The sequence below is a fragment of the Enterococcus sp. RIT-PI-f genome, from assembly GCF_001297065.1.
Lineage (GTDB): Bacteria > Bacillota > Bacilli > Lactobacillales > Enterococcaceae > Enterococcus_D.
In genome coordinates, this window is record NZ_LHOX01000014.1 from 14,889 (window position 1) to 30,337 (window position 15,449).

12 protein-coding genes are annotated in these 15,449 nt (G+C 38.4%); all 12 read left to right on the plus strand.

Annotated elements, in window-relative coordinates:
• Positions 1 to 22 precede the first annotated feature (22 nt).
• The 12 genes from AEQ18_RS06530 (at position 23) to AEQ18_RS06585 (ending at position 14,796) form a co-directional block, all read left to right on the plus strand.
• The gene (locus AEQ18_RS06530) at positions 23 to 322 is read left to right on the plus strand and encodes a DUF5415 family protein (protein ID WP_054115573.1); all 300 of its coding nucleotides are present in this window, start codon (positions 23 to 25) and stop codon (positions 320 to 322) included.
• Positions 270 to 554: a TrbC/VirB2 family protein gene (locus AEQ18_RS06535; protein WP_054115574.1), complete on the plus strand. Its 285-nt coding sequence runs from the start codon at positions 270 to 272 to the stop codon at positions 552 to 554. Before AEQ18_RS06530 ends, AEQ18_RS06535 begins: the two co-directional genes overlap by 53 nt.
• A 63-nt stretch (positions 555 to 617) precedes the next feature.
• Positions 618 to 2,915, plus strand: a complete 2,298-nt coding sequence (locus AEQ18_RS06540; RefSeq protein WP_054115575.1) for a hypothetical protein — start codon at positions 618 to 620, stop codon at positions 2,913 to 2,915.
• Between the two features lie 9 nt (positions 2,916 to 2,924).
• Positions 2,925 to 5,555: a VirD4-like conjugal transfer protein, CD1115 family gene (locus tag AEQ18_RS06545; protein ID WP_054115576.1), complete on the plus strand. Its 2,631-nt coding sequence runs from the start codon at positions 2,925 to 2,927 to the stop codon at positions 5,553 to 5,555.
• Positions 5,556 to 5,599: 44 nt separating this feature from the next.
• Positions 5,600 to 6,085: a hypothetical protein gene (locus tag AEQ18_RS06550; RefSeq protein WP_235505501.1), complete on the plus strand. Its 486-nt coding sequence runs from the start codon at positions 5,600 to 5,602 to the stop codon at positions 6,083 to 6,085.
• Between the two features lie 50 nt (positions 6,086 to 6,135).
• Positions 6,136 to 9,390 (plus strand): pLS20_p028 family conjugation system transmembrane protein, encoded by a 3,255-nt coding sequence (locus AEQ18_RS15805; protein WP_200908900.1) that lies wholly within the window; start codon positions 6,136 to 6,138, stop codon positions 9,388 to 9,390.
• Positions 9,391 to 9,401: 11 nt separating this feature from the next.
• The gene (locus tag AEQ18_RS06560; protein ID WP_054115578.1) at positions 9,402 to 9,851 is read left to right on the plus strand and encodes a single-stranded DNA-binding protein; all 450 of its coding nucleotides are present in this window, start codon (positions 9,402 to 9,404) and stop codon (positions 9,849 to 9,851) included.
• A gap of 11 nt (positions 9,852 to 9,862) precedes the next feature.
• Complete coding sequence (locus AEQ18_RS06565) at positions 9,863 to 10,174, plus strand: DUF5592 family protein (RefSeq protein ID WP_054115579.1); 312 nt, start codon at positions 9,863 to 9,865, stop codon at positions 10,172 to 10,174.
• 3 nt (positions 10,175 to 10,177) lie between these two features.
• Positions 10,178 to 10,747: a hypothetical protein gene (locus AEQ18_RS06570; RefSeq protein ID WP_054115580.1), complete on the plus strand. Its 570-nt coding sequence runs from the start codon at positions 10,178 to 10,180 to the stop codon at positions 10,745 to 10,747.
• 16 nt (positions 10,748 to 10,763) lie between these two features.
• Entirely contained in the window at positions 10,764 to 12,689 is a 1,926-nt protein-coding gene (locus AEQ18_RS06575) for an ATPase (RefSeq protein ID WP_054115581.1), read from the plus strand.
• A 2-nt stretch (positions 12,690 to 12,691) separates the two neighbouring features.
• Positions 12,692 to 14,140 (plus strand): PcfJ domain-containing protein, encoded by a 1,449-nt coding sequence (locus AEQ18_RS06580; RefSeq protein ID WP_054115582.1) that lies wholly within the window; start codon positions 12,692 to 12,694, stop codon positions 14,138 to 14,140.
• Positions 14,137 to 14,796, plus strand: a complete 660-nt coding sequence (locus AEQ18_RS06585) for a lysozyme family protein (protein ID WP_442855693.1) — start codon at positions 14,137 to 14,139, stop codon at positions 14,794 to 14,796. Before AEQ18_RS06580 ends, AEQ18_RS06585 begins: the two co-directional genes overlap by 4 nt.
• Positions 14,797 to 15,449: the final 653 nt, after the last annotated feature.

The window sequence follows — 15,449 nt, forward strand, 5'->3', positions numbered from 1 at the left end:
TTAGAAAGGAAGGAGGAAGCGTATGGCAGCAAAAAAATCTACAGTTTCCCCATATGTGGAAGCTGCGAAAGATTTACTTTCCCAAGAGGGTATATCTTTCAAAGAATGGTCGAATGATCATTTACGAGATAAAAAAATGGCCATCCTTGAAGGAAAAGATAAGGAATGGGAAGAATCAACGATTGAAAGACAATGTGAAACGTATGTCCTTTCAAAGTTACACACGCTTGTATCAAATAAAAATCAACCAAACATCGGAGGAGAAAAACATGTTACAGAAACTACAACTACAAATAGCACTACTAGCACTACCAGCAAATGATTGGGTCAGCTCATTAGATGGTGCTGGAAAAACGATCTATACGGCTTTACAAAAACTATCTTTACCTGTGGCAGTTATTATGACGATCGTTGCTGGGATCATGTTTATGAGTTCGGATCGAAAAGCTGACGTGGCGAAAAGCATGTGGTTTCGTATTGCCGTAGGCATGATCGTGATCATGTCCGCTGTATCATTGGCGACTTACTTTTCAGGCATTGGTAAAAAATTCTAAATCAAATCATAGGAAAAGATGGGGAGAAAAAAATCTGTCCATCTTTTTTTAAAGGAGAAGAGCATGGGAAATTATATCTTGCGTTTTACGAAATTACCTAAAGAAATGAAAGCTTCTAAACGTTTGGTCATAAACAAAAAGTATCAATTAGCAGAGGCAAAAGAACTTTTTTACCAAGAACAAGCTGAAATCGGTGCCTTGAATGCAAGTATGACTTTAGAGATCCATCGAACAGAAGGCCCCAAAGATTATTGGGAGTTCACTTTATCGTTAGCTAAGGACGTTCCATTAGATCTTTTGATCGATGAGGATATCATTCAAGAATTGAGAAATTTAAAAGGCAATAAAAAAGATGAGTTTGAAACCTTTGAAAATGAGCTGCTCATTGAATTTGATCAACCTTATGAACCGACTGAAGCATTGAATAAACAAGACAAACCCTCTTTGATCGGCAGCTTGTCCTTACCAAAAATAAAATTACCCGAAGCCGCTGAACAGTTGGTTTCTCGCGTATTTCCTAATAAGAAACATCAAGAATTAATCGAGCCAACGGCTGAAGAATCCGTCACTGATTTTTTTGAAGCTGAAGATGAGACAGTTAGTGATTCTTCTGACGATTCCTATGTTCCTGATTATGAAACAGTAGAAGAAGAGGACGAAACACACTTTGAAGAACCTGAATTAGATACTGAAGACATCGGAAATATGGCTGTTTCCAAAGAAACGACCAATCTTTCTACGACCACAGCATCGGTTCCTGGTATGATGATTCCCTCTCTAGATACCTATTTAGATCTTACAGATCAGCCGATTTTCAACCCGATCCAATCATTGATCACAAAGTTAGAAGCAAAACTTGATCGTCAGACGCAAGAATTGATTGCGTATTTTGATCTCGCAGATAAAAATGATTATTTGAGTGAATTGAAGAAAGAGTTTATTCGAACGCACTATAATCCGACGTTTTACAAAGATTTGATCTCCAGCTTGTATAAAGCGAAAAATAATTTGGAAAATAAATTTATCAAGGAATTGACGATCATTCATCAAGAAGTGACGGCAGATGACCAGTTTGAAGCACGTTCAAAAGATTTACTTGAGCGTAAGGAAGAATTGACACAAGCCTATGCCAAACAGATCGAAGCGACATTTACTTCATTAGAAAATCAACTTGAGTTAGATAAAACCAGGATCCAAAAGCGGCAACAAGAAGAGCTTGAGCGACTAGCTAAACGGCATCAAGACGAATTGTATCAATTGGATGTGAAATTCAAAGCGGATCAACAAGAAAAAGCAACGCAGCTTGAACAAGAATTAAAAGAAGATTTGAAACACGAAGAAGAAAAAATCACGTCAGATTACGCAGAAAAAGCCCGTAAATTTCAGTATAGCCAGCTAATTGAACAAAAAAATAATCAGATTGAAACACTGAAATCAATTCTAGTGGAGTCTGTCCAACAAGTGACAGATCAAGAGCTGCAGTATCTGCAGTCGATGAAATCAAAAATGGTTGAATCACAGCCAGTATTTGAAGAACAACGGCGGATCCATGAACAAGAAATGCGGGAAAAAGCGGTACTTGCGCAACGTGACCGTGAATTGGCTATAAAAGAAAAAGAATTGTCCCTAAAAGACAAAGCCGTGCAAAATGTGGAATCGACGAAGCAACAAAATCAACAAAAAGAAATGGAAATCTCTCAATTCCTGGCAAAATTGATCGAAGATCAGACCAGAAGAGGGGCTGAAAACTTAGCAACGCAACAACAGCTGATGGCCTTTATTCAACAGCAGCAACAAGGCATTCCTTTACAAACGACACCGCAAGCAGTACCAACACAACCAAGTGCCGTACAACAAGCAGTAGGTAAGCAATCCTTATGGAAGAAAATCACGATGAGTGGTGCTGTGTTACTTGCATTAGCCAGTTTTGGCGGCTATGTTCATGCCAAATCGCAACAAAATCCAAGTGCAACGACGGTTTCTGCCGCGGTACAAACGGAGAATTCTTATGAAAGCTTTGAATCAGTAGAAAAAGTGGTACCGTCTTATGATGATCAAATCAGTGCTGGAAACTTTATTGAAGCGGCGAAAGAATATCCCGAAAATATTGATCATGTGGTGCAAGTCGTCTTTGAAAAAGAGGATACGGATACTTTAAAGCAACTGACAAAGCTAGGTGCGTCTGATTATGGTTCATTGGATCTGGCTATTTTACAACAAGATCAAAAAGCCATTACGTCAACTTATCAAGAACTGTCAGATGTGTTGAAAAAAGAGTTGTCGTTGCATCAAAAACAGCAAATATCTTCTGCTTACCTGTTGCAAGACAAAGCCAAAGAAGCAAAAAAGGTATTGGAATAGGGTGGTCTTATGCGTGTAAGAAGTAAAAACCGTTCTTTTTTCTACCGCTTTTTTAGTGTTTTAGGGTTAAAAAAATTGGCCCTTTATGTAGGTCGTGGTTATTCGATCAAAGGAGAAGGACTAGCTGATGAACACAAACGCCATGCACCAATTGCGTTTATTGGTTGTTTCAGTGTCTTCTTCTTGGTGTATTTTACCAGCAACTATCTGATTAATTTCATTTTCTCTTTTGTACCAATCATCGGCCAAGCAATCAGTTTGGCAGTGAAACAGGAATTCGAAACGGCTGGTCAACTATTTCAGACGTTTCCATATTTTGCCCGTTCCTTATTTTTTCATGTAGGAACGAATAAGCAGCTGCTTATTACGCTGCCGATAGCCTTCTTTTTTTCCTGGTTCGTCTTTAAAAAGCTGAGTCGTAAATTTGACTCATTGAATTATGGACAAGAAGGCGACGCACGACTGGCGACGATCCAGGAGATCAAAGAGCAGTATCCAGCTGTACCTGATCGAAAAAATCACTTTGAAGGGATCGGCGGTGTTCCGCTCACGCATCATAATAATCAATTTTATATCGATCGAAATACAGTTAACTCGATCATCTTAGGGACAAGTCGGTCAGGTAAAGGTGAGTCGATCGTTTTTCCCCTGACCGATATCTTGAGTCGAGCAAAAGAACAGTGTTCGATGATTTTTAATGATCCTAAAGGCGAATTATACAAAGGATCAAAAGAAACGTTAGAAGAAAGGGGCTATGAAGTACAAGTATTGAATTTAGAAGCGCCAGATCAATCCATGAGTTATAACCCGCTGCAGCTGATCATTGATGCTTACGTAAGAGGGGATTCTTCTTCTGCGCAGATGCTAGTGGATCAATTTACTTATGCCTTGTTCAATGATCCAAACGCAGGTCAGAACAAATGGGTCTATAGTGGTGCGCAGAAGCTGTTAAACGGTGTGATCTTAGCCCTGATCGATTATTATTTGGAAAAGGACGATTTAGGAAAGATCACGATGTACAATGCAGCACAGTGGATCATTGAAATGACGAACCGCAAAATCATTGATCGGGTCACTAAAAAAGAGTACACGGAACTTGATCTGTATTTTGAACGTTTGCCGCAAGGACACATTGCCAAAGCACAGTATTCTTCTTTTTCTTCCATGGATTCGAAGAATAAAGGGCCAATTCAAAGCGCTGTCCTTGATAAATTGACGATTTTCCAAGGGTTTGAAGCAATTGCGAAGATGACCTCTAAGAATAGTTTCAAACTGAAATCTGTGGGTTTTCCTAAGTCATTGTTCTTCCAATTTGATCGATCGATGTATGACCAACTTCTAACAGTTCGTTTTTTTCGAAAGGGTCAAGTGATTGGTTTAGAAAAGATTCGGCCGAATATGGCTGGTGTAGTCGATTTGAACTTCAATTTGAACTTGAAAATGGGTGATCAGCTAGAAGTTGTTTACCAGGAGAAGAAAGTGACTTATTCAATCACCTTATTGGAAAAAGACGGTGAGTTAAATCGAATTAGCGGTGATTTAGACGAGCTGAAGCAATGTGAACTTTTCTATACAGAAAAACCAATCGCTGTATTCATGATCACGCCTGATTATGATCCATCCAAAAATGTGATCTCATCCATGTTTGTCAAACAGTTGTATACAACACTGGCACAAAATGCCGGAAGCACCAGAGGCAGTAAATGTTTCCGACGTGTTCATTTTAATTTAGATGAATTTGGGAATATGCCAGCCATCGAAAGTATGGATAATATCGTTACGGTCTGTTTGGGTCGCAATATCCTATTTAATCTGTTTTTACAAAGTTATACGCAGCTAAGTGCTGTATATGGCGAGTACACGGCAAAGATCATCAAAGAAAATTGCCAAAATCATTTATATATCATGAGTCAAGACAAGGATACGCATGAAGAGATATCAAAACGTGTGGGTGAAAAAACAGTTGAGAAACATTCAATGGGTGAGCAAGATCCTTTATCTCTTCAAACGAGCCAACAAACCAATGTCGGTTCTGAACGAATCATTCCACCCTATAAACTTTCAACATTGATGATGGGTGAAATGGTGGTCTTACGTTTGCATCGAGAAAACAATAAGCGCCAAAAGATCCGTTCTTATGCTATTTTTTCTACGAAAGAAACAGCTATGCCTTTTCGTTATGAGTATTTGTCAGAGTATTTTAATCCAGATCAATCAATGGAAGAATTTACGATTCCATCAGAACATAAACACTTTGACCTAACGAAAAATGCGATCGACGTCGATGCTTTGATTGAAGAGTCAATCAACCGATCGATCTTTTTATCGATGGCAGAAGGTATTGAGACAGTTGTAGAAAAATTTGAAATCGATGAAAGTACATTTAAATCGGTTTTGGTTCGGTTCAGTGACGAAGATATCTTTAATTATCAAGATATCATCAAAACTTCAATCAACCCACAATCGTCAGATACCCTACCATTGGACTTAGTTGATTTTGTTAAAAAAGCCAAGAATCCCAATTATGAAGCATTGTTCACAGAAGAAGAGCGGGCTGCCTTTTTACAACTGGCTAATTTTTATTTAAAAGAGCCGCACTATAAAGATATTTCTAATTTAGTCCGATTAGATAATGAGTAGACGTGCTATACTAAATTAAAATCAAAAGAAAAAGAGGGGTTATTGTGAAGCGTTTAAGATCGGGTTTTTTAGGGATATTTTTTGTGTTAGGAAGTCTATTTTTTCTTAGTGGATGTACAAGTTCAGAAGAATCAAAGCTTGCGGATCTATTTCAAGAGGATCAAGTGTATTATATGGCAAACTCGCCTTCAGATGCACCACGATTTACGATTGAAAAAAGTTCTGAAGGCAAAGTAACTGCTTCTAGTATTGAAGGCGGTATTTCAGAAGAAATGGACTATTCTATCGAAAAAAAGGAAACAGGACTTTATCAATACCATATAGTTAATTCAGAAAACAATGGTATTTTCAAATCCTTAAATGGGTCATCTGATACGACTGATTTTAATGTTTTTTATGATGAAGATCATGAAGGGTATGCATTTGTGCCAATTTCAAAGAACTATTCCAAATCTACGTCAACGCTAGAAGAAGTACGAGCAATTTATGCAGACGATCCAATGTATTATGTAGCAATTTATCAAGAATAAGACAAGAAAGAGATCCTTATTAATGAGGGTCTCTTTTTTATGATTGGAAGGTGAGTGACACGGAAAAAGCAACAGAGTTTCTCCAAAAATTTAGTGATTGGATTCAAGACGCAACACTATTCAGTTATATTTTTAAATGGATCAGTGGCAGCTGGGTCAAAGGTTTATATAAGTTAGCGTCTGGTGTCGAGGATATTTTAGATCAAGTATTTAAAGTATTCGGTTTTTTAAATAATGGCACTATCGGAAAAATCTATACGAGTATGCGGGTACTTTCCTTAACCGTATTGATCATTATGATCATCGTTTTGGCGTACAAATTTATTTTAAATGAACGCGTTGATTTGAAGGCCGGCCTTTTCAGGGCGGTTCTTTTTGTTTGTTTGGGTGTTCAGTTACCAGGTATGATCACCTCTAGCGTGAATCTAGCACAAAAGGTATATGGTCAAACAAAAAACTTAGATACAACAGATAAAAGTACTCTTTCCTACAGTATCGTCAAAGAAAATTTGGCCGATCTGCAGTATGCTTCCAAAAATGGTTTTTCTCGACTTAATAAAGAAGCCGGTACGAAAAAGAACAATCTTTCAGAACAAGGATTTAAAGCAACTGATCTTACTGAAGTCATCACGCCGGATAAGTTATCTAATATTAAAGAAAAAGCACAAAATAAAGATGAAGTATCATACTTAGAATATAAACTTAAAACAGATGAAGACGGAAAAATCACATCTGAGAAAATAGAAAGTGGTATGTTTGACTTCTTTAAAGAAGGAAAATTTAGGTTTTCTTACAAGACAGGCACGATTACATTATCTTTAATCACGGTATCGTTTGCGTTTATCTGTTCGGCGTTTATTATTGCGACCTCTTTGATAGAGTTGATCTTTGCGAAATTAATGTTTCCGATTCTTTCTGTAGCAGACATTGAAACGGGTCAACGCACAAAGAAAATCTTCCTTGATATGGGCAGCAGCTTGTTGGCCATTATGTTAACAGGGTTTAGTTTGAGTATTTTCAAACTTTATTTTGCTTATATTGGTAGTTTAAACGTCGACTTTTTACCTTATTTAGTCCTATGTATCGTTGGTGTGCGAATCACAATTGATGGGCCAAATTTCTTTGGTAAGTTCTTAGGTATTGATATCGGTGTTCGTTCTGGTTGGCAAGCCCTTATGGGAACGGCCGTTGCGGCAAAAGCTGCGACAGGAATGATGAAAAGTGGTGTAAATACTGCAAAAAGCATCAAAGATGGCGCATCAGGCACTATGAACCGAATGAAAGTCAATAATGGGGTACATGAAAGCAACAACAATGATAAATCGATTCAAAATCAATCTAAAAGCGCTATGGGTCAACAACCATCCAGAAGTGGGTTACAATCTCTTGTTTCAAATGTCCGGCAAGCGTTCGGAGCAGAAGATCAAATGGATCCAGAAACAGAATCAAACGGTTCAGCTCGGTCAAATTTACCTACACAATCCAAGAATGAGGCCAGTATAGCCCAAAACAATGGTGAAGGTAATTCTTCTGCGAAAACAGATTCCCTGTCTCAAATGAATGATGAGACGCCTGATTTAAGCAGCATGACCAAGCCTTCAGTATCTAATGGAATCTCATCTGATCCGAGTCTTTCGCCAGATGGACAAGGTAAAAGTATTCGGTCTATATCGCCGAATGACCTCAATAAAATGGGTCAAAATGGCCAACGTTCGGCACTTAAAAATGAAGCAGTATCTAATGGCATTACGGCTGCAGGAAATAAAAATAATCAGAGATCCACAATCCCGTCTGTACAGTCAACAGAAAGAAAAGAAGCCATTAAAGCAGCTGCTAATAAGGTCAACCAAAATCAAGAAGATACAGATAATGATTCAGCTGAAGCACACGTTTCAATGAATCGAACGAATGATCAAGAAGCCATTCAAACCCCTTCAGAAGTCACGTACGGTGATTCAAAAGACCAAATAAGTGATTCTGAAACTAAAGGTAGTCAAATGAGTGGACAATATTCCCAAGGTTATACACCAGGTAACGTTTCTCATCAAGAATCTAATAGTGTTACTGGTAGAAGTAGTTCTGTTATGACTACAGGAAACAATAAACCGGCTTCTGCAGGAGTTTATTCTCAGCAGACAAATCAAACATCTGGTTCTACGACTAATGAGCGTCATTCTAGTGCAGGTATGTCCGCAGATTCTGTGACAGGTGGTGCATCAAGACCAGCACCTCAATCTGTATCAAATCAAGCAAGTGACCGCACTGTGGTTTCAGCACCGAACAAACATACAGACGGTCGCGTCGGTGACGCTCAAATCATACAAGACACAGCGTACACACCTGAAGGAAACGGATCCGTGACCGTAGAACGACATTCTGGATCCAGTGCTTCAGGATCTACGGCAAGTTATGTATCAAACCAATCAGGGCAGCAAGCATCAAGTCAGGCAATCGATCGCACTGTGGTTTCTGCTTCAAACAGACCAATGTCCGGTGGAAACAAAGTCGTACAGGAATCGGTTCATGCCCCTAATAGCGGTTCTGTGACAGTTGAACGTCAATCTAGCGCAAGTCCATCTAGTGGTTCTACGACAAGTTACGTATCACATCAAGCACCAGGTAACGCACCAAGCCAAGCAATTGATCGCACTGTGGTTTCTGCTTCAAACAGAACAGCGTCTGGTGGAAACAAAGTTGTACAAGAAACAGTTCACGCTCCTCAAAGTGGTTCTGTGACGGTAGAACGTCATTCCGGATCCAATGCGTCAGGATCTGCGACAAGCTATGTATCAAGTCAATCAGGGCATCAAGCACCAAATCAGGCAATCGATCGTACTGTGGTTTCTACTTCAAACAGGCCAACGTCCGGTGGAAACAAAATCGTTCAAGAAACAGTTCAAGCTCCTCAAAGTGGTTCTGTGACGGTAGAACGTCATTCCGGATCCAATGCGTCAGGATCTACGACAAGCTATGTATCAAGTCAATCAGGGCATCAAGCACCAAGTCAGGCAATCGATCGCACTGTGGTCTCTGCTTCAAACAGACCAACGTCCGGTGGAAACAAAGTCGTTCAAGAAACATTTCAAGCACCAGGTGATCACCGAACGAAAAAAGATAAAGTGGAGAGCCAAAAAACACCCGAAAAACCGACGCACGAAACGATTATTGAAACAAAACATAAAGAAGCTGCTTCACCTGCAGAATTGGCGAAAAAATATCTAAAGGATTCCGGTGTGTCACCAGAAAGCGCCTTTTTCGATAGTTATGAATCCATCAATCGGATCAAAGTCGATGATTATATTTAGGAGGATGTTGTATGTTAAATGTACATTGTATTGAAGGTCGATTAGCTGAGACCCCGCAGCTAAAAACGACAGATAAAGGCACCTATTATACCAGGGTGTTACTTGTATCAAAACGGAATTATAAGACGAAAAAGGAATCTGACTACCAATCAGATTCCTTTTTATGTGTGTTGTATGGTGCGATCGCTCGATCATTTGTCGAAATGACTTGTCGAGGATCCCACGTTTCTTTTGTAGGTAGAGTACAAACACGCTCTTATCAAAACCAGTCCGGTGAACGTTGTTTTATTTCTGAAGATATCGTACAAAGCTATAACTTATTGGAAAACAAAGAGATCACAGACAACAGACGGAAACGTTTGGCACAAGAAAAACCTGCAGAAGAAAATGAAATCAATGAATACCGTCAAGCAGTGGAACATATCCCAGCATTTTATGACGAAGCTGCCTGGTACGAGTAAGGAGACGACATATGGATAATAAATACAACAATATCGTGATTCAAAGAAGTATCAAACAAGAATTTAAATACAAATCACTCTATATTTTGGATCTATTCATCATTTTTGGGCCATCGATGTTTCTTTTATACCTGCAAGGATATATCCATTTTTCATTGGTCACAACGATTTTATTAGGTATTACCTTCTTTTTTCTAGGATTGTTTTTATGTGCAAAACCCGCCTCAAACGGTGGCCGGAGAAATCTATATACGATCTATTGCTTGATTGTCATGGATCGAAATGTGTACGAAGTGCAAACCTATACAAAGAGGAGAGGGTAAAATATGGTCGCAAAACAAGTGAAAAGTTTTCGTCCGGTAGGACGTAAGCGTAAGAAAGAAGAAAATCCATCGATCCAAGAGTTGGTTCCGATCAAAGAAATGATCAAAGGCAACGTGGTTAAAAAAAATGGCCGTTTCCTTTCATTTTTGAAGGTGACGACTAGAAATATCAATGGACTAAGTGCCAGTGAACAGTATATGGCTATGCGGCATTTTGAGAATATGTTGCGGGTGTATGAAGAAGAAATGAGTATCTTATCGATGATGTTTCCCACAAATATCGATGACAATCTATCTTACTGGAATAAACAGCTGCAGCTGGCACGAGAAGAAAAAAATACGGTTCGTTTCAAAATCATCAGAGACCAAATCAATCGATTGGTTTGGGTCGAACAAGAATTATCTAATTTAGAATTTTATTTGATCGTTTATGGAAAAACAGAAAAGGAGATCAACCTTTCCAAAACGATCTTAAAACGCGCAGGTGGCACCAACTTAGGCATTAAGGATGTTCCACCAAAGCAAATTGAGCAGATCTTATATAAATTAAATAACCTGAATACCCCGATTTAGTCTGGAGGAAAAATATATGTTAAATGAAAAAGAAATTCAAGCACTTGTCAAAGAAGGTTTTGACCTCTCATTCATCGAAAGAATCCAACCACAAGGCGGCATAACTTTTCTTGAAGACCGTATGGTCGCAGGAGACGGCACACATGCTTGTCTGCACATCTACCAACTGGCCAAACGTCCAACCCCTTTTTGGCTGACAACAATCATGAACAATCAAAAATCGATCACAAAATTCGATATCGCACCTTTGGATAAGGAAGTTATTTTGAGTGATATCGACAAAGCTATGCGCGAACTCGACTCTCAAGCAGAGGACAATCGGACACGTACGCAGCGAAATGAAGCAGTCAATGAGTTTCGTTCTTTAGAACGTTACGCAAATGAAATCAACCAAGGAGACGAAGTCAGTAAAATGGTTGATATCCGTATCTATGTGACTGCAGACACACAAGAAGAACTAGACAAAGAGGTAGGCGATCTTAGACGTTCTTTGAAGGCACTAGGCTATAAATCAGTGTCTTATATCGGGAAACAATCCCAGGAATGGCTGGCGTTTTTCCAAAGCTATTCTGAGCAACAAAATGAACCAGGCAGTAAAGAAGGTATGACCGTACCAAGTTCTGCGATTGGTGGAGGCTACCCATTTAATCACCAATTCTTGAATGATACGGGTGGCGGCTATATCGGCAAAACAGATACAGGCGGGCCATTTATTTACAATCCCTATGCGATCACTGCAGTCAGAAAATCCTTTAGTTCAATGACTCTTGGTAAACCTGGTATGGGTAAATCGACGTTACTGAAGCTGCTTGAGGAATTGTTATATGGTAAACGGACGATCATTCGCGGGTTTGAAAAAAATAGAGACTGGTATAAATTGATCAAGTCGCAAAACGGGAAAATATATGATCTATCCGGAAAAGAAGGGATGCTAAATCCATTAGAACCACTAGCCACAATTACTGATACAAGTGGTAAAGTAATCGATGAACTGAACAGTTACTTGCAGCATAGAGCGACATTCTTCAATAAGATCCGCTTTTTAAATCCAGCCATGCGCTCGGTCGATATTCTTGATTTTGGGAAGATCATGGATGATTTTTATATCTCCTATGGACTCTTACCTGAAAACTACACAGAAAATCAAAAGGACATCCATATCATTGGATTGGATCCTTCAAAGTATCCAACCGTTGGCGAATTCAAACAATTCGTAGATCATTATGTTGAAAATGGCTATAAGGATCGTGTGACTGAAGTCAAAATGGTGGAAATGGAAAACTTTCAAACGGTGATCACATCGATGTGCGAACAATATGGATCGATCTTCAATGGCCGCAGTACATTTCATAACATTGATGAAGAAGATGTCTTATTTTTTGATATTGAAACAATCGGTCACTTTGATGATGAAGTATATAAATGTATGCTTTATACCGCTATGAATATCGTTTGGAACCAGGCATTAAAGAATGGTCGCAAACAAAAATTGGCGTTGGAAAATGGCGAAATCACATCAGATGAAGTTCGATTTTTTGCCTTTTTCTTGGATGAATGCCAAGAAATCCTAAGTCCTGATACGGTATTTGTTGTTAAACAAGTCGTGAAATTCTTAAAAGAAATGCGGAAGTTTTCGGCCGGTGCTTTTTTTGCGACACAATCACCACAAGAGCTTTTACCAGAAACATCTTCTGACGATTATATTTCAAAAATCAAGCAAGTCTTTGAATTATGTAATGCGAAATTCTTTCTACAGCTGGATGCATCAGTCAGTGAAACGATGAAAAAAGCCATGGGTAATCTATTGACTGATGGACAATACGAAGACCTGGCACTGTTGGAACAAGGGGAAGTGATCGTCAATTTAGGAGGGAATAACAACTATAAGATCAAAACGGATCCTGATCAAGAACAGTTAGTCAGATTTGCAGGAGGGCATTAATAATGGAGGGTGTTCTCGAAAAATCGTTATCTATGAATGATTTATCAGCTTTTTTTCAACAAGTGAAAAATCAATTTAGCAGCTATTCTTTACAAAATTATCCAAATGAGTTTGATCTATTGGCGTTAAACAGTCAGGATGCAAACTTGTTCTTCCTTTGCTTAGAAGGCTCTATCGTTGATCCAAATCAGTCCCGTCTTGTAAAGGAAATCAGCATTATGAGGAAATTTCTATCAGACAATCCCCATATCGAGAGCTTAAGGTTCGATCATTCGAAACAAAAGGAGTATGTTGTCACAGTCTCCTTTAGAGAGCTGAATCGGATCCTCGATTCAGATTATGATGACGATTGGTTTAATGGAGGTACTGGAGAAAAATATCAGCGTTTGATCTTTAAAAAATTGGAATTGACCCGCATGTCCATTGATAGTTTATCGTACCGTCAAGCGCCACACGTCTTTTTAAAAGATGAAATCAATGGACTTGCATTTCTTAAGACAGTCAATTCCAGAAGTGTACCAATCATGTTGCAAGATAGTTTATCTCATATGGATGATTCTCTAAGAGCTATCTTTCATTCAATTAATCCTTTTATCAACGAAATGTTTGCTGAAAAAGTGCAGCTACCCTTTACTTGGGGAGAATTAGTCCATGCTAAAAACAAATTTCAATTTCTGACTGAGAAATATAAGAATGATACTTTTTCTAAAAAAGTAAACAAGTATCCTCTTCGTTATAGTTATGGATTGATGAAACTAAAAAAAATATTGAGTGAAAAAGAATATAAAAAGCTTTTATCCTGTATTGAGCAAAAGAAATGTCAAGATTTATGGCCGAATGATCTTTTTATCATATCAAAACGATCCACTATGTTTCTACAATCTTTGTTACAAAATTACGTTGAACGTTTCATTTTGAAAGAACCATTATCGGAATCTGATACTGTTACACTCGAAGATCTTGTATTTATGGCTTTAAGAATAAAGCACAAAATGACGTTTCATTTCCAGTCAGTTAATGGAATGGAAAGATATCATGACAAAATTGTGGATGAATACAATTTTAAACAGTCCAGAAAAATGAAAAAAATCGAAATCACTCGTCATAAAAAATTTGTTCAATTGGAAAAAGCTTTAGCATTGGATAATCGATTTGTTCGCATCACGACCAATAAAGAATTGTATATTGAAGGGGCAACAATGCATCATTGCGTATACAGTTATTTTGAAAAAGTGCAAAAAGGTCAATCGATTATTTATAAATACCATCATGACAATCATCGATACACATTAGAAATCAAAACCAAACGAAATGGAACTTACTTTTTAGCCCAATGTTATGGAAAACATGACATGAATCCGGAGGAAAAAGAATTCAGTAAAATACAAGAAGTTATAGAAAGCATACCAGGAAATAAAAAAAGCCAATCAATTAATCGGAGGAAAAAATGAAATCGAAAATAATTAAATTGTTGGCCGGAAAAGCAAGTAAGAAGGATAAAATCCAACTCTTACTTGCTTTTTTAGGTAGTGGCACAGCTGTTCTTACAGCTTTAGGTATAGTGGTCGTCAGTCTTCTTTTAGTTGTGTTTCTGGGTGGTGCGTCACAGACAACCTCTACTGAAATCGGTGGAGGAGGTGTGAATGTTTCGGAGATGACCTTGCAGTGGAAAGATAAGGTCGCAAAAGAAGCGGAAAAGAACGGCATTCCTGAAACCGTTGATTATATATTGGGTCTGATTGAAGCAGAAAGTGGCGGTAATGCCGTTCGTTATCCTGACATCATGCAATCCAGTGAGTCACAAGGAAACGCCCCAAACACGATCTCAGACCCTTATACCAGTATCGAAGTAGGTGTGAAATATTTTGCGAGTTTGGTAAAAAGTCATAAAGATATGGATCTATTGAATATCATTCAAGCCTACAATTATGGGCCAGGATTTCTCTCTTATGCCACTAAAACATATGACTTAAATACAGCAATCGCATTTGCCAACAAGTACGCTAATGGGGTTAAAGTGACCTATACGAATCCAATCGCTGTCAATCTCGGTTATACCTATCGATATGCCTATGGCAATATGTTTTACGGTGCGAGACGTTCCTAGTTGAAAAGACTAGGCACTTAATAATGAGCGTCAAAAAATAATTTATTAAGGAGAACTAATATTTTGAGAAGTGGAATGACGGAGTAACGCCCTGAAACGCTCCCCTAATACTCCGATTGGCTACTTTATTATAGAGACAAAGTTGTCAAAAGCTCGGTGAAGTCGGTTGAGAGTTACCGTAATTGCGAAAGCAAACGAAAACTATCCAGAGGTGGATGGCGTAACCTATAGACCGGGGGTCTAAAAAATATCTATGGTGAGAATGTACAAAATGTACTGACAAATCTGCGAAATAAAAGGTCTATAACATGACGGTATAGAAATATATCGGATTCTAACTCAAGAAAAATGAAGTGAATGAATGCGTAAAGTGGTTGAGTAAGATGCGTAGATATGAAAAACCATGTGCAGTTAAAGGCTGTAGATTTATGCAGGTCTAGAGCAGACACCTAAGGATATATGAATAGATAAAAATATTGGAACGTCGAAAGCTGGTAACGATGAGGGAACTCTATTTCCTGATGAAACGGTTGGTACGAAGAAAATAAGCCCATTTATACCAGTGAGAGTAGTGGCATGACTGATGAAAATTCTATAATGGAATTGGAGGAATAGCCACGAGTCAATTTTATTTAGTAGAACTATTTATGTAT